Source organism: Propionispora vibrioides (genome assembly GCF_900110485.1).
GTDB classification, from domain to species: Bacteria; Bacillota; Negativicutes; order Propionisporales; family Propionisporaceae; genus Propionispora; species Propionispora vibrioides.
On record NZ_FODY01000002.1, the window covers coordinates 264,961 to 285,433 of the forward strand.

Annotated in this window: 23 protein-coding genes and 3 tRNA genes; 4 read left to right on the forward strand and 22 right to left on the reverse strand. The window is 46.0% G+C overall.

What is annotated here, in order from left to right; translation table 11 throughout:
- Positions 1–110: 110 nt before the first annotated feature.
- The 6 genes from BMW43_RS03120 to rpe (BMW43_RS03145) form a co-directional block, all read right to left on the reverse strand.
- On the reverse strand, positions 111–623 hold the full coding sequence (locus tag BMW43_RS03120) for a transcription repressor NadR (RefSeq protein ID WP_091743937.1): 513 nt from the start codon (positions 621–623) through the stop codon (positions 111–113).
- Positions 624–776: 153 nt separating this feature from the next.
- Positions 777–1,955, reverse strand: coding sequence for an ROK family transcriptional regulator (locus BMW43_RS03125; RefSeq protein WP_245732199.1), 1,179 nt, complete (start codon positions 1,953–1,955; stop codon positions 777–779).
- Positions 1,956–2,415: 460 nt separating this feature from the next.
- Entirely contained in the window at positions 2,416–3,093 is a 678-nt protein-coding gene (locus tag BMW43_RS03130; RefSeq protein WP_091743939.1) for a transaldolase family protein, read from the reverse strand.
- Between the two features lie 62 nt (positions 3,094–3,155).
- Positions 3,156–3,824 (reverse strand): ribulose-phosphate 3-epimerase, encoded by a 669-nt coding sequence (gene rpe / locus BMW43_RS03135; protein ID WP_091743940.1) that lies wholly within the window; start codon positions 3,822–3,824, stop codon positions 3,156–3,158.
- Complete coding sequence (rpiB, locus tag BMW43_RS03140; RefSeq protein ID WP_091743941.1) at positions 3,821–4,279, reverse strand: ribose 5-phosphate isomerase B; 459 nt, start codon at positions 4,277–4,279, stop codon at positions 3,821–3,823. Before rpiB ends, rpe (BMW43_RS03135) begins: the two co-directional genes overlap by 4 nt.
- A gap of 33 nt (positions 4,280–4,312) precedes the next feature.
- Positions 4,313–4,981 (reverse strand): ribulose-phosphate 3-epimerase, encoded by a 669-nt coding sequence (gene rpe, locus BMW43_RS03145; protein WP_091743942.1) that lies wholly within the window; start codon positions 4,979–4,981, stop codon positions 4,313–4,315.
- 240 nt (positions 4,982–5,221) lie between these two features.
- Here rpe (BMW43_RS03145) and BMW43_RS03150 point away from each other — a divergent pair, with 240 nt between their 5' ends.
- From BMW43_RS03150 to BMW43_RS03160, 3 genes are all read left to right on the forward strand, one after another.
- A complete protein-coding gene (locus tag BMW43_RS03150) occupies positions 5,222–5,965 on the forward strand; it encodes a GntR family transcriptional regulator (RefSeq protein WP_091743943.1) in 744 nt (247 codons plus the stop codon).
- 199 nt (positions 5,966–6,164) lie between these two features.
- Positions 6,165–6,626 (forward strand): Lrp/AsnC family transcriptional regulator, encoded by a 462-nt coding sequence (locus BMW43_RS03155; RefSeq protein ID WP_091743944.1) that lies wholly within the window; start codon positions 6,165–6,167, stop codon positions 6,624–6,626.
- A 2-nt stretch (positions 6,627–6,628) separates the two neighbouring features.
- On the forward strand, positions 6,629–7,252 hold the full coding sequence (locus BMW43_RS03160; protein WP_091743945.1) for a LysE family translocator: 624 nt from the start codon (positions 6,629–6,631) through the stop codon (positions 7,250–7,252).
- A gap of 107 nt (positions 7,253–7,359) precedes the next feature.
- Here the strand turns inward: BMW43_RS03160 and BMW43_RS03165 are convergent.
- The 3 genes from BMW43_RS03165 to BMW43_RS03175 form a co-directional block, all read right to left on the reverse strand.
- A tRNA-Val gene (locus BMW43_RS03165) sits at positions 7,360–7,435 on the reverse strand.
- A gap of 6 nt (positions 7,436–7,441) precedes the next feature.
- Positions 7,442–7,516 (reverse strand) — tRNA-Glu (locus BMW43_RS03170).
- Between the two features lie 7 nt (positions 7,517–7,523).
- Positions 7,524–7,599: transfer RNA gene (locus BMW43_RS03175), tRNA-Asn, on the reverse strand.
- 185 nt (positions 7,600–7,784) lie between these two features.
- Here BMW43_RS03175 and BMW43_RS03180 point away from each other — a divergent pair.
- Entirely contained in the window at positions 7,785–8,897 is a 1,113-nt protein-coding gene (locus BMW43_RS03180; RefSeq protein WP_091743946.1) for an aminopeptidase, read from the forward strand.
- Positions 8,898–8,954: 57 nt separating this feature from the next.
- Here the strand turns inward: BMW43_RS03180 and speE are convergent, their stop codons facing one another.
- The 13 genes from speE to BMW43_RS03245 all read right to left on the reverse strand — a co-directional run bounded on the left by speE (position 8,955) and on the right by BMW43_RS03245 (position 20,249).
- Positions 8,955–9,785, reverse strand: a complete 831-nt coding sequence (gene speE, locus BMW43_RS03185; protein ID WP_091743947.1) for a polyamine aminopropyltransferase — start codon at positions 9,783–9,785, stop codon at positions 8,955–8,957.
- A 154-nt stretch (positions 9,786–9,939) separates the two neighbouring features.
- A complete protein-coding gene (locus BMW43_RS03190; protein WP_091743948.1) occupies positions 9,940–10,176 on the reverse strand; it encodes a hypothetical protein in 237 nt (78 codons plus the stop codon).
- A 193-nt stretch (positions 10,177–10,369) separates the two neighbouring features.
- Positions 10,370–10,723 carry a hypothetical protein gene (locus tag BMW43_RS03195; protein WP_091743949.1) on the reverse strand — a complete coding sequence of 118 codons (354 nt, stop codon included), beginning with the start codon at positions 10,721–10,723 and terminating at the stop codon, positions 10,370–10,372.
- A 146-nt stretch (positions 10,724–10,869) separates the two neighbouring features.
- Positions 10,870–11,115, reverse strand: coding sequence for a hypothetical protein (locus BMW43_RS03200; protein WP_091743950.1), 246 nt, complete (start codon positions 11,113–11,115; stop codon positions 10,870–10,872).
- A gap of 73 nt (positions 11,116–11,188) precedes the next feature.
- The gene (locus tag BMW43_RS03205) at positions 11,189–11,884 is read right to left on the reverse strand and encodes a metallophosphoesterase (protein WP_245732200.1); all 696 of its coding nucleotides are present in this window, start codon (positions 11,882–11,884) and stop codon (positions 11,189–11,191) included.
- Positions 11,881–12,096, reverse strand: a complete 216-nt coding sequence (locus BMW43_RS03210; RefSeq protein WP_091743951.1) for a hypothetical protein — start codon at positions 12,094–12,096, stop codon at positions 11,881–11,883. Before BMW43_RS03210 ends, BMW43_RS03205 begins: the two co-directional genes overlap by 4 nt.
- 179 nt (positions 12,097–12,275) lie before the next feature.
- A complete protein-coding gene (gene ilvN / locus BMW43_RS03215) occupies positions 12,276–12,773 on the reverse strand; it encodes an acetolactate synthase small subunit (protein ID WP_091743952.1) in 498 nt (165 codons plus the stop codon).
- Positions 12,770–14,479: a biosynthetic-type acetolactate synthase large subunit gene (gene ilvB / locus BMW43_RS03220; protein ID WP_091743953.1), complete on the reverse strand. Its 1,710-nt coding sequence runs from the start codon at positions 14,477–14,479 to the stop codon at positions 12,770–12,772. Before ilvB ends, ilvN begins: the two co-directional genes overlap by 4 nt.
- Positions 14,480–14,580: 101 nt before the next feature.
- Positions 14,581–15,144, reverse strand: coding sequence for a beta-class carbonic anhydrase (locus BMW43_RS03225; protein WP_091743954.1), 564 nt, complete (start codon positions 15,142–15,144; stop codon positions 14,581–14,583).
- 28 nt (positions 15,145–15,172) lie between these two features.
- The gene (locus BMW43_RS03230) at positions 15,173–15,946 is read right to left on the reverse strand and encodes a DUF4931 domain-containing protein (RefSeq protein ID WP_091743955.1); all 774 of its coding nucleotides are present in this window, start codon (positions 15,944–15,946) and stop codon (positions 15,173–15,175) included.
- Positions 15,947–16,560: 614 nt separating this feature from the next.
- Positions 16,561–17,568, reverse strand: coding sequence for a galactose/methyl galactoside ABC transporter permease MglC (mglC, locus tag BMW43_RS03235; RefSeq protein WP_091743956.1), 1,008 nt, complete (start codon positions 17,566–17,568; stop codon positions 16,561–16,563).
- 21 nt (positions 17,569–17,589) lie between these two features.
- Positions 17,590–19,107: a sugar ABC transporter ATP-binding protein gene (locus BMW43_RS03240; protein ID WP_091743957.1), complete on the reverse strand. Its 1,518-nt coding sequence runs from the start codon at positions 19,105–19,107 to the stop codon at positions 17,590–17,592.
- A 116-nt stretch (positions 19,108–19,223) separates the two neighbouring features.
- On the reverse strand, positions 19,224–20,249 hold the full coding sequence (locus BMW43_RS03245; protein WP_091743958.1) for a galactose ABC transporter substrate-binding protein: 1,026 nt from the start codon (positions 20,247–20,249) through the stop codon (positions 19,224–19,226).
- Positions 20,250–20,473: the final 224 nt, after the last annotated feature.

Here is a 20,473-nt window from a genome sequence, read left to right on the forward strand (position 1 = left end):
TAAAGAGTAATCGTACCGTTAGCAAGCACTAAGTTCATAGAATTCGCTATAGCCGGCACGCATAGCTTCAAATAAAAAAAGAGCCGACTTCAAAGTTCAGCTCTTTTCCTTCAATCCAGCAGAATCCCTTTTTCATGCAGCTTAGCCTGTATTTTTTGCAATATTTCACCCGTGGGGACTTCTATCGTATGCAGATGAACACCGCCTGTCACAATGGAAATAGGCTCGGCGCCGCTGGCCTCCAGTTTTTCAACAAAATCGGCAACATCCTGCCGCGAAGCCAGCATCAAGTTAGCCCTGATTTCACCATATACCGGATGTTCCACAATAACATTCAGTACTTTTGCTCCATAGTCCACCATAATCTCCAGTTCTTCTCCCATCTTGCCGGTCGTATGCCGGCAAGCTAAGGTCGCAATCATTCCCTGGGGCTTGGGCCTGGGCAGTACATAACCATTCGGTGTAGCGTACACATGCGTACCTGCCGCCCGTAAAATAGCCATATCGCCAACAATAATCTGACGACTGACTCCCAGCTCTTTGGCTAAAACCGTTCCCTTTAACGGTTCGTCCGATTGCTGCAGCCGTTCCAGCAATCGTTCTCTTCGTTTCTTTGCTTCCATCTTCCCATCTCCTTGCCCTAACCGCACTCCACTGCTGCTGCTATTCCTTGCTTAATAGTTTAACCACCTCCGGTGAAATTCCTCTTTATCAACGAAAAAAAGCGAATTTGAGGTATTTCCCCAAATTCGCCCGCCTTAGCAAAATGATTCGGTTTACAAAACCTCGGTTAATGCCATGTCCACAGCGCCCTTGATAGTTCCTTCTTTGCTGGTTGTAAACCGTATTTCAGCCGCCCGGTAGGAATTACCCATGGCCCGTTCCTCCACCGTGCTGCGAATGGTTTCCTCAATGAATTCCTGCGCCTGGGCCAAACCGCCGCCAATAACAACGATTTCCGGATTAAAGGTATTGAATATATTGGCGATGCCAATTCCCAAATAACGGGCCACCTGCCGCAGCATAAAGATCGCAAGATCGTCCTGCTCCGCTGCCGCCTGATAAATATCGTCAGCCGTAACGTTTTCCAGCTCGCCCTGGACCATTTCACTGATCATTGATTTTTGGCCTTCCTTAATAGCCCGCACCACGGAAGAAATGAGTGCCGCTTCCGAGGCCAGCGCTTCCAGACAGCCATAGTTACCGCAACTGCACACCGGACCGGTAACATCGATGATCGTATGCCCGATTTCTCCAGCCCCGTTTGTCAGCCCCCGGTATAATTCACCGGCAATAATAATGCCGGCGCCAATACCATGTCCCACTTTCACCAGTACCACATTGTCGGTTTCCTTAATAAAATGGTAATAGTATTCGCCCCGAGTCATCGCTTTCACGTCATTTTCGACAAATACAGGTATCCGGAATTTTTCTTCCACAATGGATTTAAGCGGCACATTACGCCAACCTATCGAGGGAGCATACACGGATATACCGGCAACGGAGTTAACCGGTCCGCGCACCACAATGCTAATTGCCGCTACCGGCGCCTCCGCTTCCTCAACACAGGCTTTAAGCGATGCCGTCATCCAGTTGATAATATCATCGGCCGTTAGCTTCTCAATGCTATGGGTTCGCTTTTTTATTACCTCCCCATCGGCATCTGTACGGTATACCTCGATATTCTTCGAGCGGATCAACACCACAATAACTTCGGCAAAACCGGGATTGGTCTTTAACAGTAACGGCCGTCTGCCGCCGCTGGATTCTCCAATCATATATTCAAGAATAAGTCCGGCATCCAGCAGTTTGTTGGCAATATTAATAACCGTAGGAGGCGTTAGATTTGTCAGCCTGGCGATATCAATCCGTGAAATAGGCCCCCGTCGTCTAATGGTATTTAGTACGGTTAAGTCATTGATACTATTGGTAGCTTTACATGGCAACGAGATCACCTGCATACCCCTCCCTTACTAGTTATTAACACCCTCTGCTGCTAATACCTCAACAGCCTTAATTCAGTAAATCCTGGCGGTCTATTTTCCGCACCCCTCCGTTGCCGTCAGTCAGCATACTTCCAGCATGCCTCCTTACTCCACCTTGTGCTGCGAAAATAGTCTCGCCATAATCCTACCGTTTTAAGGCTGACGAGGTACTAAAAAACCGGCTTTCACTGGCATCTTTCAGTCCGCACACTTAAGAAAATAATAAAAAAACAACTTTTTTATTATTTTAAATAAGTTCGTACAATATATTTCTATTCATTTTCGTCAATTCCTTCTTTATCAAACTTATTTAATAACATTATTAACAGTTTTATGGATAATCATCGATGATTTTTTTAACAAAATAAAATGAGCCATCCCCGAGAAGATGACCCAATTTTGTTTCCAAATTAGTCTGATCGCCGCGCTGTTATGCGTTGCTCACCTTGGTTCCTTTTCCATAAACTGCTTCCCAGTCTTCTACGAATTTATTAACACTCCAGTCAGTTAAGGGATGCTTGGTCAGACTGTCAAATACGTCTTCACTGACCGTTACCGCATGGGCCTTAACCAGGCAGCATTTCTGTACCTGATCAACATTTTTAAAGCTGGCCGCCAGCACCTCGGTAGCAAAACCAAAAGACTCAAATATGTGTGCAATATCAGCGACCACCTGCACTCCGTCGCCGGAAATGTTATCAATCCGGTTTACATAGGGAGCGACATAGTTAGCCCCGGCTCTGGCCGCCATCAGTGCCTGCTGAGCAGTAAAGACGGCTGTGGCCGTAACCTTGACGCCTTTTTCGTGCAACAAGCGCATGGCTTTATACCCTTCCGGAATAACCGGAATTTTAATGAAGGTATTCGCTCCCAGCTTGCTAATAAGATAATCTGCCTCTACAAGGATTTCCTCTGCTGTCTGACTAATCACCTGGGCATGCAGCGTCCGGTCCGGCCCGATAATCGAGCGAATTTCCTGCAATACCTCCATAAACGGTTTACCGTTCTTGGCCAGAATACTGGGGTTGGTCGTTACTCCGTCAATCGGGAATAAATCATTAATTTTCTTAATATAAGCGGCATTAGCCGTGTCCAATAAAATTTTCATGCTCATTTCCTCCTAAATTTTTTTAACAGTAACGCTTCGGTCAGAACTGCCCGGCTATCTTATCAGCCAGCCTGAGCCGCGTCACGCATTTGCTGAACCAGCAGCGCATAATCGGCATCTTCACCACGGAAAATGGACGAGGTTCCGCCAACCAGAACATTGGCGCCGGCCTTTACCGCTGCGGGAATGGTCAGACTATTGATATTGCCGTCAATCTGAATCAACGGCTTAAGCCCCCGTTCTTCGCAAAGCATGGTAAGTGCCTTAATTTTCCGCAATGCACTGGTTACAAATTTTTGGCCGGCAAACCCCGGATCAACCGTCATAACCAGTACCATATCCACTTCCTGCAGCACATGGGTAATGGCCGACAACGGTGTGGAAGGGTTTAAAGCCACAACCGGCTTGACTCCCATTTCTTTAATCATATATAAGGCCCGGTGCAAATGATTGGTTGCCTCGGCATGGACCGAAATATATTCCGGTTTGCAGCCGGCAAACAGGGGAATGTAGCGTTCCGGTTCAAATACCGCCAGATGGATATCCAGCGGAATCTCGGTATAGGCCCGGATTTCCTCCAGCACATAAGGTCCCATGGCCAGATTGTCTACATAGGAACCGTCCATGACATCGCAATGCAGCATGTCCACCTTCGCCTTCGCCAGACGGTCCAATTCATTGGCCAGTTTTAACTGATTGGCACACATAATGGAAGCGGCAATCTGAATCATCGGCCATCCCTCGTTTCTGCTTCCAGCTCACTCAACTGCTGCAGCCGGGGAATAAAGCGACCGCCGGTAAAAGGCGTATCAAGCCAAAGCGTTGTAATTTCCTCAGCCAGCCGCTGGCTGATAACCCGGCTGCCCATACACAGCACATTAATATTGACATCGCTTTTCGCATATTTGGCAGTAAACAATTCATTGCAAAGACCGGCTCGCACTCCCGGCACTTTATTGGCGGCAATCGACATGCCCATTCCGGTACCGCAAATTAAAATACCACCGTCAGCTTCCGCCCCTGCCGCCTTTTCTGCCACCGCTTTGGCAATCGGCACGTACTCTGCCGGTTTTGCATCCGTGTCAGGCCCACAATCCACAACTTCAATTGACCGGTTGGCTAAGAACTTTTTCAGCCCTTCTTTCATCGCATATCCTGCATGATCAGATCCAATAGCAATTTTCACAGTACAGCCTCCTCTCTTGTCCTGTTTTACCGCTTATAGCTGTAAAGAGCGAATAATATTTTGATAGTCGGCGATGTTCTCCTTGGTTTTTCCCCGCTGCAGCAAGGCAGAACCGATCACGATGTTTCGTGCTCCGGCGGCTATAACAGCCTTGATATTTTCCTTATTGATCCCGCCGTCCACCTGAATTTCAAAGCTATAGTTTCCTGCTTCTTTAGCAGCAGCTAACTGTTCGATTTTTTTATTCATGGCCACAATATTCTTCTGCCCGCCATAACCGGGATTGACCGTCATAAGCAATACCCGGTCCACCAATTCATACATATATTCGAGCACTTCAATCGGCGTAGCCGGATTGAGCGATACCCCGACCGTCCTGCCGGTCGCTTTAATCATTTGCAGCGTTCTGTGCAAATGAGTGCAAGCTTCGGGATGGACCGTAATGGCATCCGCCCCGGCATCGGCAAAAGTCTGAATATACCGCTCCGGTTTAACAATCATCAGATGTACATCAAATTTCATTGTAGTCAGCGGACGAAGCATTTTGATCTGATCCGGTCCAAAAGCGATATTGGGAACAAAATTTCCATCCATGACATCAATATGCAAAGCTTTAATGCCGCACTCCTCCAGCGTTTGCAGTTCCTGCGCCAAATGCCCCATATCCGCAGCCAATAACGAAGGCGATAAAACAATACTCATCAGAAAACCTCCTTATACATCAATCTATTTTTCCCGAAATACTTGTATCTAGCAATTCCTATATGATATGACATTACATACTTACATATACTTACATGATTAAATTGTAGCAGTCTGTGATATGTTTGTCAATTGGCCATAAGCCGTATATAATAAAAACAACATATGCTTACAGGGAGTATGCTATACTATAATTGTTTTTCACAGTATTACTATTTTTAGATTAGTAGGAGGCTAACCTTGGCTCTTGAAAATAAAGAATTAAACAAAAAAGTACCTGTACCGCTTTACTACCAATTGAAACAATTGCTTTTAGAAGAAATCCAATCAGGCAATTTTCGTGAAAACGACTGCCTCCCTACCGAGATTGAACTGTCCGCGATGTTTAGTATCAGCCGCCCGACAGTACGCCAGGCCATCAATGAGTTGGTTAACGAAGGCTACTTATCCCGCTTAAAAGGCAAAGGTACATTTGTAACGAAACCTAAAATTAATCAGGAGTTTGTCCATATCATCGAAAACTTCAATGAAGGCATGCTCCGCAAAGGTATTAAGCCTAAAACCACGGTCCTGGACCTTAAGGTCACTGAAGCGGACGAAGAACTCGTTCAGGCGCTGGAAGTCGAGCCGGGCGACAAAGTTATCGAACTGCTGCGCCTCCGCTATGCCAATGATGAGCCCATTGTCCTCGTTAATACCTTTATCCCCTATCGTTTATGCCCGGAACTACTGGAAGTGAATTTAAAAGAAGTTTCTATTTACGCTACTTTTGAAAAAAACAATTTGTTCATCAAAAGAGTCCGGCGCATTTTTGAAGCCCAACGAGCCACGAAAACCGACGCACAGTTTCTGGAAATCAAGGAAGGCGATCCGCTTCTATATTTTGAAACCAAAGCGTTCCTCCCCAATAGCACGGTGATTGAATTTTCAAAGCTCAAATACCGCGGTGACCGTAATAAATTTGTCGTGGAACTGGAAAAATAAAAATAGGCCAAATCAAAACAAAGACTACTAATCTTCAAATAAGAAACTGCCAGCCATATTCTATAAATGATATGGCTGGCAGTTTCTTATTGCCGGCAAGCTACCCGTTCTCCCTGTTTATCTGTTGTATTTCTTATTGACATTTAAATTATTCAAATGTATTATTAGATAAAAAGTTACGAAAGGATCGTTTTATTAGGTGAATTATTTTGATTATAAAATTATTACTCATTTAATGCATCATGCCCGTGCAACCTGGGCAGAGCTTGGCACCTTACTGGGCTTATCCGCCCCTGCCGCAGCTGACAGAGTGCATAAGCTGGAAGAACAGGGAGTAATCACCGGCTATGCGGCCTTAATCAACCCAGAATACGCCGGCTGCGGCCTGGCCTCCATCATATTAATCACGCTGGACAATCCGGCGGACAGACCTACCTTTTTAGAGTTGGTAAAGCAGTCGCCGGAAATCATGGAATGTCACCATATAGCCGGTGCGGAAGATTACCTGCTCAAAGTACGCTGTGCCGGAACCCGTGAACTGGAAAAATTAATCAGCGAAGATATCAAAGCTCTGCCAGGCATTAAAACCAGAACAACGATCATTCTTTCAACTGTCAAGGAAACCCCCATACTCCCCATCAAGCAGCCAACGGAACGCTGACAATGGAATCATCACTCTTTCTTAAAGGAATGTTGTTGGGATTCTCCATAGCCGCACCCGTAGGTCCGATTGGCCTGCTCTGTATTCAACGCACATTAGCGAATGGCTGGCTGTACGGTTTTTTATCCGGCCTTGGCACGGCAACCGCCGATGCAGCCTATGGTTTGATAGCGGCTTTTGGCATAACCGCTGTTTCCGCCTTTTTAATCAGCCAGCAATTTCTCCTGCATATTATTGGCGGGTTGTTTTTGCTTTATCTGGGCTATACCACCTTTCGATCCCTGCCAGCCGACACAGTCACCACTTCTTCCATAAAAAATAATCTTAGCAGTTCTTATTCTTCGGCTTTCTTTCTGACATTAACCAATCCTATGACCATTATGTCTTTCGCTGCCATCTTCGCCGGCTTTGGTGTGCAAGCCGGCAGCACCTGGCGTGAAACATATATCCAGCCAGCGTTTATCGTCGGAGGTGTTTTCCTCGGCTCTTTACTGTGGTGGTTATTGCTATGCGGAACTGTCACCATACTCCGTCCCCGTTTTCATCGTACCAGACTCCACTGGCTCAACCGTCTATCCGGCCTGGTCATCGGTTTGTTTGGCCTGCTGAGTCTGGCAACCCTCTAATTCTGTCTCTTCTCATTTGCCGAACAGTCCCTGTTACACAAAGGCCCTTCTGCTCCATTCTTCACAAAAAATAAACAAGCCACCCTGTTAGAGTGGCTTGTTTGATGTGGTGGGCGATGACAGGATCGAACTGCCGACATCCTGCTTGTAAGGCAGGCGCTCTCCCAGCTGAGCTAATCGCCCGTATGTTGGTGACCCGTGGGGGAATCGAACCCCCGATACCGCCGTGAAAGGGCGGTGTCTTAACCGCTTGACCAACGGGCCAATGTATTGGCTCCTCGAGTAGGACTCGAACCTACGACCGATCGGTTAACAGCCGATTGCTCTACCAACTGAGCTATCGAGGAAGGACATTTAATATTATGCCATATTACATAAAAAAACGCAATACCCTATTATGATTTTTTTAACTTATTTTTTTATTCTGCCCGGCCGCAGACAGGATAATTATTACCTGCAGCCAATAATACTATGATAGATAAGCTTTTCAACGGTCTGAACAGATCCGGCCGCAACTAAAGGAGGTAAATTTATGGATGCAAGAATTCAAACCCTGGCACATAACCTGATTACCTACTCCACCCATATCCAGCCGGGTGAAAAGGTCTTAATCGAAATGGTAGATGATGCCCTGCCCCTGACAACGGCATTAATAGACGAGGTGTATCAGGCAGGCGGCATCCCTTTCGTCACCCTAAAAAATAATCAAATTCAACGTTCCCTGTTGCTCAAAGCCAATCAGGAGCAATTATCATTAATCGGTCAGTGGGAAGCGGAACGCATGCGCCAAATGGATGCCTACATCGGTATCCGCGCCAGCCATAATGTCAGCCAGTTGGCAGATGTCCCCGCCTCCCAAATGAGCAAGTATCAGCAAAACTGGGTTGGTCCGGTCCATATGGACATCCGCGTGCCCCATACAAAATGGTGCGTACTGCGCTATCCCAATGCTTCCATGGCCCAGTTAGCCAATATGAGTACCGAATCTTTCGAGGATTTTTATTTCAGAGTGTGCAACCTGGACTACAAAAAAATGGCCGCCGCTATGGATCCGCTAATCGAACTGTTTGAAAAAACCGATGAAGTCAAGATTATCGGCCCCGGCACGGAGCTTTCTTTTTCTGTCAAAGGACTTCCCGCGGTAAAATGCTCCGGTTTACGCAACATACCGGATGGCGAAGTATACACCGCTCCGGTAAGAAATTCGATAAACGGCGTCTTAAGCTATAACACGCCTGCCGTATATCAAGGCGTTACTTATGAGAATGTCCGTCTGGAATTCAGTCAGGGAAAAATTGTGAAAGCCACTGCCAATCACACCGAGCGGATCAATGAAATATTGGATACCGATGAAGGCGCACGCTACATCGGCGAATTTGCCTTAGGCGTCAATCCCCATATTACCATTCCGATGAAAGACACGCTGTTTGACGAGAAAATCAGAGGAAGTTTTCATTTTACTCCCGGCAATGCTTACAAAGTAGCCAATAACGGCAACCAATCGACCATTCACTGGGATCTGGTCTGCATGCAGGACAAGGATCACGGTGGCGGTGAAATCTATTTTGACGGCCGCCTGGTTCGCAAAGACGGTATCTTTGTATTGCCTGAATTGCACGGCTTAAATCCGGAAAATCTCGTCTGACCCAGGAAACAAACAGGCTTGCCGCTATAGCGGCAAGCCTGTTTGTCATCGTTATATCTACTTTAACAAATCCTGAATAAAGGTCGGCAAGGCAAAACAGCTCCGGTGAACGTCCCGGTTATAATACCTGGTGGAAAACGGCAACACCGGCACCTCACCCTGCAACGGGTCATAATGTTTAGATCCTAAGGTGAAGCAGTGCAAACCGCCCGGATATAAGGGAATCGATGCCAGATAGGTTCTCGTAATGGGAAACAGGTCGCGAATATCACTAAAGAGACGGCGAAGTAACGGTTGATGATAAAAGGGCGATTCTGTCTGTTGGACGAATAACCCATCCTCTTTCAGCGCTTTATACACATCCTGATAAAATTCCGGCGTAAACAGCCCTTCGCCCGGCCCAATGGGATCGGAACAATCGACAATAATCACATCATATTTGTTCTGCGCTTCCTTCATGTGCTGAATACCGTCGCCAATTTTCAGCCGCACCTTCGGATTCTCCTGAAGCAAGGCCTCACTAATCTCAGGCAGGTATTTTTTACTTACTTCTACCACCAAACCATCAATCTCAACCATTTCCGCCTGCACAACAGCCGGATGCTTTACCACTTCCCGGATTGTGCCACCGTCACCGCCGCCAATCACCAATACCTGACGGGGATTAGGATGCGTAAGCAAAGGAACATGCGCAATCATTTCGTGATACACAAATTCGTCAAAAACCGAAGTCTGGAACACTCCATCCAGCACTAGCATACGGCCAAACTCCGCTGAATCAACCACGGCGATATCCTGATAAGGGGATTTCCCCGTAAATAACGTTTCTTTCACACGGCAAGTCAGACCCACATGGTCCGTCTGCTGTTCTGTAAGCCATAATTCCATCTATCTTCCCTCCCGCTTGTCTTGTTATTTGGGTAAGACAAGTTTTACCAACGGCGTTAAGTGAATTCTATCATAAAAATTGCCAATAGAGAAGACGGAATTTATCAGTGCCTTCCAATCCCTGGCTAAATTGGTCACCGGCTCTCTAATCCGCCTAAGAACTGGCACTCTTGTCAGGAACACAGCCTTTAGGACTATTCCAGATAGAATTTATGGCATGAGTGGCGTTAAGCTGTGTCATCAACCAGGCATAGATATCTCTCAGCCGGTCCAAATCAAAGTCAAACTGCAAGCTGTGGACGGAATTTAAAACCCAGGCAACAAACCAGATGGAGATAAAAATGACGGTATAAAAGGGGATACACCGGTCCAGGCAAAACATCTTCCACATAGTATCTCTCCCTGCTCGCTTTTCATACTCACTCCAATATATTCATAATATAAAAAAACGCCCCTTAGGGTGTTTTTTCAAATATCTCTTTGATCATATGGCAGCCGGCTTAATTTCCGGACACACCCGACAATCATGCGTAAGCTGCCCTACCGATTACGAGTTCTAAATGTTTTTCGCAGCCCGTCTAATCCTATATCGATACGCTGGAAATCACCGGACGGATCAACGCCTCATTAACAAAAAGATAAGCCTTGACGGCTTGGGAAAGCTGGGCCGTGTTCAGATAGTTTACCAGTTCCGTTGCTGCCCGCTCATTTTCCGGCGAAATTGCCGCTTCCACAGTTAAATACCGGTTGGCTAAAAATTCATCAAAAAGATCGGCCAGTTCATAACCAATACCGTTCAACAGGGCAAAAGTCGTTTCCATCTGGTCGCATAATCCAGGATTCTGTGATTCAACTAAGATTAGAATCTTATTCTTTGATAAGGGTGAGATCATTTTGTCCAGAGACACCGCCTGCACTGTCTTTCCAGATATTGCCACCGTTGTCTTCACCTCCGCTACGTGTATTGTCTCGCAGGCCACAACAGGTTATGCCGCCCAATAAATTCCAAAGTTTAGGCAAATTCGCAGAACGCCAAATAGAATGAGAAAAAGCAGAGCTTTCGCTCCGCTTGCCAATACTTGCTTTATAAAAGCGGACTTTCCAAATCCACCGGTTCAGTAGCCGGTGCCACCACGACCGGCGCCGGTTGCTGCAGGGAAAGATTCAAGACAGCGACAATGGTTGTGGCGATTTGTGTGACCGTGGCACTATTTTGAGTCTTAACCGCTTCCTGTTCCAACCACCCCATTAATATATCCAGTATTTCTGTAGCTGCCCGCAAACGCATAATTTGATATTCCTGATAGAGTGCATTTACATCACCGTCCATTCCATCGCCCCCATTCTCCCGCAATAGCCTATTACCAGATTATATGCCCATTTCCACCGGTTCATACCTGCCGCTAAATCAGTGTCGCTACTTTAAAATCGAGTGCATCGCAGGAAACCAGCCGGCAGTCCACGCCTGCATAGTAGCCATTCGGTCCCAGGGAAATTCCGCTGCCGTGCAAATGACCAAACACGTAATGAACAATCGGATAAAGACGGCACAGCTCTTCAAGCCAAGGACAGGTATATCCCGCATAAAATAACGGATAATGGGTCATAAGTATCATCCGGGAAAATCCGTCTTGTTTGGCAGCTGCTAAAGAGGCAATAATCCGGCCCTGTTCGCGCTGATAGATCTTTTGATCTTCCTCCGTAAAATTTTCGTCCAGCGGATTAGTCCAGCCCCGGCTGCCACAAATGGCAAACTCGCCGACCGCCGCATAGGAATTATGAATAAAACCGATGGTGGGCGGCAATAGGCGCTGCATTTTACTGCTGGTCAGCCACCAATAGTCATGGTTGCCCTTTATGATAATTTTGCGGCCCGGCAACTCATCAATAGCCGCTAAGTCAGCCAATGCCGCCTCGAAAGTCTTAGCCCAGGACGTATCCCCGGCCAGTAGCACCGTATCCTGCTCTGCTACCTTTTCATACCAAGACTGCTTTATCTTTTCCCAATGGTCTGTCCAATTGTCACCGAATATACTCATCGGCTTACTCGGCGGGAATCCCGACAAATGTAAATCACCAATGGCATGGATTCTGTTCAAAGAACTTCCACATCCTTAAGACGGACTAAAAATTTTTCTACATTTCCCACCGGTCCGGCCACTTCAAAGTCATTCATATATTTATTTCCCGACTTAACTTCAGCCTCCACCAGTACAAGACCAACGCCGCATTCTTCGGCAATCCGCTCGGCTCGCTGTACACTTACCGTAGTATATACCCGTTCGGAGGTCATAATTTTCTTTACTGCCATCGTTTTGCTCCTTATTCTTGCTTTATTGAAATATGCAAGACATTCGACATACATAGCAGGTTTACCTTGTTTTCGTAAACTTGCACACCTTAAGTGCAAAACCGGCTGGAGAAACAAAAAAGAAAAAAGGCTCTTCAGCCTTTTTACTGCTCTATGTAGTATGCCCGGTTATCCATATATTAGATTCCCTTGGCAGCAACCGGCCCACGCGACAACGCAATTTTCCCGGTGCGAACAATCTCAATGATGCCGAAATCTCCCAATACCTCACATAGGGCATCAATCTTGCTTTCTTCTCCGGTGAGTTCGATGGTCATGGTTTCCCGGTTCACATCCACAATTTTAGCCCGAAAGATTTCCACAATATCCACAATATCCGATCGGGTCGCCTTGCTGGCTTTTACCTTGATTAACGCCAATTCGCGGTGAATGGAATCCACACAGGTCAGATTAACAATTTTTATGACATCAATCAGCTTCGACAACTGATTGACCACCTGCTCCAGTTCAATTTCATCATCCACTTCCACACTAATGGTGATTCGGGTGATATCGGCTTCTTCCGAAGGCCCGGCGGCAATACTCTCAATATTATACGCCCGACGGCTGATAAGTCCTGCAATATGGGTCAAAACACCCGGTCTATTTTCCGTCAAAACCGCTAATGTATATTTCATTTGTTGCCACTCCCTTCCCCAAGAATCATCTGATTAAGGCGGCCACCGGCCGGAACCATCGGTAGAACATCTTCCGTCTCAGGCAGCTCGACTTCGACCAACACCGGTCCGGGAAGGCGCAGTGCTTCCGCCAGTGTAGCCTCCAGCAACTCCGGCTCCGTCACCCGTAGCCCGGTTACCCCCATAGCCTCCGCCAATTTTACAAAATCGGTTTTCCCCCGCAGACTGGTATGGGAATAACGACCTCCATAAAACATGCGCTGCCACTGGGAAACCATCCCCAAAACCTGATTGTTCATAACAACAATCTTGAGCGGCAGGCCGTTATTGGCCGCAGTAGCCATTTCCTGACAATTCATCATAATCCCGCCGTCACCGGTAAACAAAATAACCGGCACATCCGGCAGTCCAACCTGAGCTCCAATTGCCGCCGGCAGACCATATCCCATGGTGCCCAAACCGCCTGAAGTCAGCAGCGACCGTTGGTTGCAAAAATCATAAAACTGCGCCGTCCACATCTGATGCTGGCCGACATCAGTCACAATCACAGCATTTCCCTCGGTCAGACGACTGACTGTCCGTATCACTTCCTGTGGCATGATGGTTCCCGGTATCGGATGATAACTCAGCGGCTGCTTACGCTTCCATTCCTCCAGCCGGCTACACCAGGAGGCAGCCACTTGCTGCTTCCAGTCGGTCAAATCAAGTTCAGCCAGCTTCTCGCACAGCAACGGCAACGACCAGCGCAAATCCCCCACCACCCGGCTGTCGGCACGGATATTTTTATTGATTTCTGCCGGATCAATATCAAAATGGATAATCTTCGCACCGGCGGCAAAATCATTAACAGAACCGGTAACCCGGTCATCAAACCTTACCCCAATCCCAATAAGCAAGTCACATTCGCTGACAGCCATATTGGCGGCATACGTCCCGTGCATGCCCAGCATGCCTAAATAAGGCGATGCCGTTAATGACACACAGCCTAAGCCCATCAGACTGGCAGTTACAGGAACTCCTGTCAGTTCTTGCAGACGGTGCAAACTATTTCCGGTATCGGAAATATTGACACCGCCGCCAATAAACAGTACTGGCCGCTTGGCAGTCAGTAAAGCGGCCACTGCTGCTTCTACCTCCTGCACTTCTCCGGTCGGCGCAGGACAGTATCCCCGTAGAAAGACCTCCTGAGGGTACGAAAAATCAAAGGAGGCATTGAATACGTCCTTGGAAATATCGACAACTACCGGCCCCGGCCGGCCCGTCCTGGCAATGTAAAAAGCCTCTTTAATGACCCGTGGCAAGTCCTCAACTTTTTTTACCAAATAGTTATGTTTGGACACTGGCGTTGTAATTCCCCGTATATCAGCCTCCTGAAAAGAATCCTTGCCAATCAAGGAAACCCCTACCTGCCCGGTAATAGCCACCATAGGCACCGAATCCATATAAGCCGTGGCAATCCCCGTAACTAAATTAGTAGCCCCCGGCCCTGATGTCGCGATACAGACCCCTACCTTGCCGGTAGCCCGCGCATATCCATCGGCGGCATGTACCGCACCCTGTTCGTGCCGGGTCAGAATATGAGGATAATCATATTTATAAAGGGCGTCATACAGGGTGAGCACCGCACCGCCTGGATAGCCAAAAACAACTTCGACCCCTTCTTGTTTCAAACATTCAATTAACGCTTCCGCACCTAACAGCTTCATTTATCTCTTCCTCCTCCACCAACAACGAGCCTTCCTTTATCTAGGCTGCCAAATCATAATACCGGGCATGACAATACACGTTCCCCTGACCCAGAAAGTCGCTATTTTAGATATCCCTCCACAACAACCTCCAGTTCTCCTGTATGCGGGTTAAACAATAAGCCATGGACCGGAACATCCTTCGGAATCAGTGGGTTAGTACGAATTTTTTGCACGACCATCTTCACATTGTCCACCGGATGATGAAAATGATCCACCCAGTCTTCCAATTCCTTTTCGATCATCTGAATGGCCTCATAAGAAATTCCTCTGTCCAGCATCTTTTTTATCAACGTGCGGGAGGAAGTGTTAGACATGCCACAATCCTTATGTCCGATGACAATAATCTCATTGACACCTAGTTCAAAAATTCCGACAACCAAACTGCGAATCGTCGCCTCAAACGGACCGGTAACCGAATTGCCGGCATTTTTAATGACCTTAACCTCACCGCGTTTGATACCCATCGCCGGTTCAAGAAACTCGACCAGCCGGGTATCCATACAGGTAAAGATGGCCAGATGCCGTTTGGGGATCTTACCGGCTTCCGTATAATTAACAAAGGCTTCCGGCAAGTGACTGACAAAATTCCGGTTGGCCTGCAATATCTCATCTAACTTGTTCATAACAAACCTCGCTTTATCGTTAATATAATTATTTACCGTTAAAATATTTTTGCCGTATATCCAATATCACATCGTCAATTCTGCTGGATACCTGCGGAATACAGTAGCCAACAAAAAGAGGCGAAGTAACAAAACGCGGCACAATCTTTACATAAATTTCATCATTCAATTGATAAAAAAATAAATTGTAGCTGTTGATATGCTTGTTAAAGTCATGCAGCAAATATCTCACAACAATCTGGATATAGTCGGCCATGACAGTTAAATATTTAATATTCTGTAATCGGATGTTAAACTCAATAAAACCAATTAACGGTCTGTCGGAAACGGTTAACGTCACGCCCTGATCCTGACGAACCAGTTTTCCGGCAAAACTCTCCGGCTTCATATTCTCTCTATAATCAATGTTCTTTAGCCCCACGATCTGCATATGAGGATGCCGTATGGTTCCACCCGAATAGGGACCATGATTTTTATAAAACAGCACCGATTTAAACTGTTTATCCTCTGACATCTCCAACCATTTTTGCACTCCAAACTGCAATAAACGGTGCAGGTGTTCCCTGCTATATAACGACAGTTCCGAATCACAGTCACAGGTTTCGATCAGCACAGTCTGAAAAGCATCCTGTAAAACAGGATATTTATTTTTTAAGAGCAAAAGCTCTCCTTCCGCCGCAATCACACCTTCCAGTTGCTCCCGGTGGCAAAAAGGACATTCTACCTGCTTATTTATGACCGTAACAGGCTTACAACCACCAATAGCCGTATCAAAGACAAGGTGCGTTTTACTAATATCCATGACTGTCTCCTATGCTTGAATTAATATCGTCAAACGATGCCGTTTCCTAGGAAATCGCCGATTAATAAACAGGATCGGCTCAAGGAGAGATTTTTCGACTGACAACGAAGAGAAACCATATTTTTCAAAGGTTCTCTGACGCAATCAGGCGAAAAAATCCATCGCGACGCAAGCTGTGAATAAATTAATAATTCCCTAGCTTACATAGTAACACATTCGCCTGTGATCTAAAATACATTTATACTAATTTATTAACAGTATATTCAACAAATCACTTTGAAATCCTGTAAACTGTAACCTAAATTGTTCTTTCTATGCCGTCCCGGCCGCTTCATTGCTGTAAACAGCGTATTGCATTACATTACGCCTGTTCACTCCGACAGCATACGGCACAATCCCTCCCATTCCTCCGGCAGGTTCCGCCGCTGCCCGTTCCCTTTATTGAGGAACTGCTGATCGCAGGAGCCGGTCGACGGGGTAAGATATATTTCGTATGAACAGGAAGAGGATATCTTTTCTAGTCTTTCCCAGCAATTGTTATTGGCATGACGGAAAATAAAAATCAGGACTGGCACAGTCAGCCTGTACCAATCCTGATAAAAATTCTTATGTTATTAACGTTTGGAAATATATTTTCTAATATCAACGGCAACAGCCGAAACAATAATGGTACCCTTGATGATGAGCTGCCAGTATGGGCTAATGCCGACGAAAGTCAGGCCATAGTTGATTACTGTCAGAATCAATACCCCTACCAGGATACCGGGAACCGTACCAATCCCACCGGCTGTCGAAACGCCACCAATAACGCAGGCAGCAATGGCATCCAGTTCATACATATTGCCGTAGTTATTGGTCGCCCCACCTGTCCGGGCTGCTTCCAATACACCGGCAAAGCCAAACAACCCGGCTGCGATAGCATAAATAACCAATAAATTCCACTTAACATTAATCCCCGACACAATGGCCGCATTCACATTGCCGCCAATTGCGTACATGTTCTTGCCCAGTTTAGTCTTGTTATAGATAACCCAAACTATGCAGGCTACTACAATCGCAATGAGAACGATATAGGGAAGCGAGTAATCACCTGTCCCAATAGATCCCGATCCCAGTGAAGTAAAATCAGTTCGTAAACCGCCGATAGGCTGTGATTCGTTTGGCTTCATATCAAAATAAAGTGAGTTTGCGCCATAGACGGCCACATACGTACCCAAGGTGGCAATAAACGGCGGCACACTTAACCGGGAAACTACCAAACCATTAATACAGCCAACCATCAGCGACGCTACGATGGCAACAATAATCGGAAGGACCAGCGGCAGCGGCGATAAACCAGGAAAAAAGAGTCTTGAATAATCCGGGCTTTGCAGCATGGAAGCCGATAGTACGGCAGCCAACCCAACTACACGGCCTGCGGAAAGGTCCACACCACCGGTAATCAAAATAAAGCCCATCCCTAACGCAATAATAATACGGGTAGCCGATTGCAGGAGCACATCACGGAATGTGCTAATGGATAAGAAGTTAGTGTTATATACAGCAATCGCTACAATCAAAGCAAGTAAAACAAAATAGATTGCATACTGTGCCAAAAAATCCTTGGCTTTTTTCGTATCCATATTCAGATAAACCTCCCTTGTCTACGCCATATACAGCGTGGCATGACGCATAATCTCTTCTTCTGTTGCATTTTCCCGGTCAATAATTCCGGTCAGCCGCCCTTCGCACATGACCATGATTCGATCGGACATTCCCAAAAGTTCGGGCATTTCTGAAGAAATCATGACAATGCTTTTTCCCTGTCTGGCCAGTTCCGCAATAATCGTATAAATTTCAAATTTAGCTCCAACGTCAATCCCACGGGTTGGTTCATCCAGCAGCAATATCTCTGGTTCCGTAAGCAGCCAGCGGCCAATTAACACTTTTTGCTGATTACCGCCGGACAGATTCTTCATTAACTCCTTTTCGGAAGGAGTTTTTACACGGATTTTTTTAATATTGTCAATAGCGTCTTGACGCATTCTTTTCTCATCTAATAGAAGATACGGTGTCTGGTAACGGTCTAAGCTGGCAATTGCCGTGTTCTCCGTTACAGGAAGTACCGGGAATATACCGGTAACACGCCGCTCTTCAGTCAACAAGGCAATTTTGTATTTTTTGGCATCCGACGGCGAGTGAATCCGTACTTCTTTACCTTCAATATAGAACTTGCCCGCACTAACCGCTCGCAAACCAAAAATGGCTTCTACAAGCTCGGTGCGCTGCGCCCCTACCAGGCCGCCAATGCCCAGAATTTCACCTTTACGTAATTCAAATGATATGTTCTTAAAAGATCGCGGATTGGGAGAAGTAAGATTTTCTACTTTTAATACCACATCGCCCGGAATATTGTGTTTTTCCGGAAAACGCTGAGACAAATCACGTCCCACCATTTTCGAAATAATCATATCCGTAGTCATTTCTTTTGCCTGCCAGGTACCAATGTATTTACCGTCCCGCATGATGGTGACATCATCGGATATTTGCAAGATTTCCTCCATCTTGTGGGAAATATAAATGATCGAAACACCACGTTTACGTAAATCACGAATAATACGGAATAAATGCTCAACCTCATTACCAGTCAACGAAGATGTCGGTTCATCCATTACAATAAGTTTGGAGTGAAAGGATACGGCTTTTGCTATTTCAATGGATTGTATCTTAGATACGGACAAGGTTTTCACCAACGTATGGGGACTCAGATCAATCTCCAGATCTTTAAACAATTGCGCCGTGTCATCATACATTTTTTTGTGATCAATAAACTGAAAAGGGCCTACTCCCTTCTGGGGAAACCGCCCCAGCCACACATTTTCCATAACGCTGCGCTGCGGCACAGGATGCAATTCTTGGTGGATCATGGATATTCCATAATTGAGAGCATCTTTGGAATTCTTAATCTCCAGTTTCTCACCATTCAGAAATATTTCTCCCGCATCAGGATAGTAAATGCCAAACAGACATTTCATCAGTGTCGACTTGCCTGCACCGTTTTCCCCCATAAGGGCATGAACAGTGCCCGGTCGCACCTTAAGCATTACATCATCTAACGCTTTTACGCCTGGAAATTCCTTGGATATATGATTCATTTCAAGTAAATATTGTATTTCCGACATGATACCACCTCTCTTTCCAAAGGCTTTAAAATCAAAGGCAAGGAACCACACTTATTACCTTGGCCCTTGCCTTTTCATTTAACTTAAAAAGAACTTTTCCAGACGATTACAGGAAATTATTTTGCGTCGTTTATGTTATCCTTGGTAATTTTCTTGTAATCAATCCAGATGTATTTGCCATCAGTAATGTCATAGCCTACATTGTCTTTCGAAGGAGCTTGACCTAAAGCAAGAACAGTAGCCAGGTTAGTTGTAGCTTTACCCTGATTTACTGCGTCGTTCAGAACCGTACCATACAGAGTGCCATCTTCCAGTGCTTTCAGAGCCGGAGCCGTAGCATCAACACCTACAACAGGCATAAATTTGCCGTTTTGGAAATAACCTTTGGCTTTCAATGCTTCGATAGCACCCAATGCCATGTCGTCATTGTTGGCAAGTACACAATCAATGTTGTCATGAGCAGCCAGGAAAGCAGCCATTTTTTCCTGTCCTTTTACGCGGTCCCACATAGCGGTATCTTCAGCAACTTTTTCCACTTTCAGACCGGCATCTTCCATAGCTTTGATGGAATATTTGGTCCGCAGTTCAGCATCTTGATGGCCTGGTTCGCCTTTAATCATGACATAGTGGATGATGCCATCTTTGGTCGGATGAGCTTTAAAATAATCCACCAGCAATTGGCCTTCCATCGTACCGGACTGTTCGGCTTTCGCGCCTACATAATATACTTTATCCCACTTTTTCATATCTTCCGGCAGAGGTTCGCGGTTTAAGAATACGATAGGAATATTAGCTTTTTGAGCTTTGTCAATTAACACGCCTGCTGCACTGCGGTCTACAGGGTTAATGGCCAACGCTTTTACTTTCTTATTGATAAACAAATCGACCTTGTCATTTTGAGTTGGTTGAGAGTTCTGGCTGTCAACAATATCTACTTGGGCTTTTCCTTCTGCAGCTTTTGAGATGGCGCTGCGTACGCCCGACATAAAGGTGTCATCAAATTTGTAAATCGCTACACCAATTGTCGGTTTGCCACCATCATCTTTCTTTGCATCCCCCTGTTGACCACCTGACGAGCAGCCAGCCACCAGTGCTCCAGCAAGCAATGTTGACAGAATAAGCGCTTTCCAATTCCTTTTCACTAATAACCCTCCTATACATGATTTGTGTGGAATATTGCAAATATAAAGCAGAAACCGCTCCTTAACAGCCAGACCGTTCCTTAAACGCATCCACAGATTCTGCTCTATAATACTGCCGGTATTGTACTCTAAAAATACCTAGGAACTATTTTAACTCTCACGGAACTTCATTAAATACTTTATTAATTCAGTCATATCTTCATCCAGAATAACCCATTAATCCA

What these genes read in the sequence shown, in the direction of transcription:
- ilvN (WP_091743952.1), bottom strand. Translation starts at nt 12,773, where the DNA reads ATGAAATATACATTAGCGGTTTTGACGGAAAATAGACCGGGTGTTTTG.
- BMW43_RS03200 (WP_091743950.1), bottom strand. Translation starts at nt 11,115, where the DNA reads ATGGACGGTGATGTAAATGCACTCTATCAGGAATATCAAATTATGCGT.
- BMW43_RS03190 (WP_091743948.1), bottom strand. Translation starts at nt 10,176, where the DNA reads ATGTGGAAGATGTTTTGCCTGGACCGGTGTATCCCCTTTTATACCGTC.
- BMW43_RS03230 (WP_091743955.1), bottom strand. Translation starts at nt 15,946, where the DNA reads ATGGATATTAGTAAAACGCACCTTGTCTTTGATACGGCTATTGGTGGT.
- BMW43_RS03180 (WP_091743946.1), top strand. Translation starts at nt 7,785, where the DNA reads ATGGATGCAAGAATTCAAACCCTGGCACATAACCTGATTACCTACTCC.
- rpe (WP_091743942.1), bottom strand. Translation starts at nt 4,981, where the DNA reads ATGAGTATTGTTTTATCGCCTTCGTTATTGGCTGCGGATATGGGGCAT.
- mglC (WP_091743956.1), bottom strand. Translation starts at nt 17,568, where the DNA reads ATGGATACGAAAAAAGCCAAGGATTTTTTGGCACAGTATGCAATCTAT.
- BMW43_RS03160 (WP_091743945.1), top strand. Translation starts at nt 6,629, where the DNA reads ATGGAATCATCACTCTTTCTTAAAGGAATGTTGTTGGGATTCTCCATA.
- BMW43_RS03120 (WP_091743937.1), bottom strand. Translation starts at nt 623, where the DNA reads ATGGAAGCAAAGAAACGAAGAGAACGATTGCTGGAACGGCTGCAGCAA.
- BMW43_RS03240 (WP_091743957.1), bottom strand. Translation starts at nt 19,107, where the DNA reads ATGTCGGAAATACAATATTTACTTGAAATGAATCATATATCCAAGGAA.
- ilvB (WP_091743953.1), bottom strand. Translation starts at nt 14,479, where the DNA reads ATGAAGCTGTTAGGTGCGGAAGCGTTAATTGAATGTTTGAAACAAGAA.
- BMW43_RS03225 (WP_091743954.1), bottom strand. Translation starts at nt 15,144, where the DNA reads ATGAACAAGTTAGATGAGATATTGCAGGCCAACCGGAATTTTGTCAGT.
- speE (WP_091743947.1), bottom strand. Translation starts at nt 9,785, where the DNA reads ATGGAATTATGGCTTACAGAACAGCAGACGGACCATGTGGGTCTGACT.
- rpe (WP_091743940.1), bottom strand. Translation starts at nt 3,824, where the DNA reads ATGATTCAGATTGCCGCTTCCATTATGTGTGCCAATCAGTTAAAACTG.
- BMW43_RS03130 (WP_091743939.1), bottom strand. Translation starts at nt 3,093, where the DNA reads ATGAAAATTTTATTGGACACGGCTAATGCCGCTTATATTAAGAAAATT.
- BMW43_RS03210 (WP_091743951.1), bottom strand. Translation starts at nt 12,096, where the DNA reads ATGGCAGTAAAGAAAATTATGACCTCCGAACGGGTATATACTACGGTA.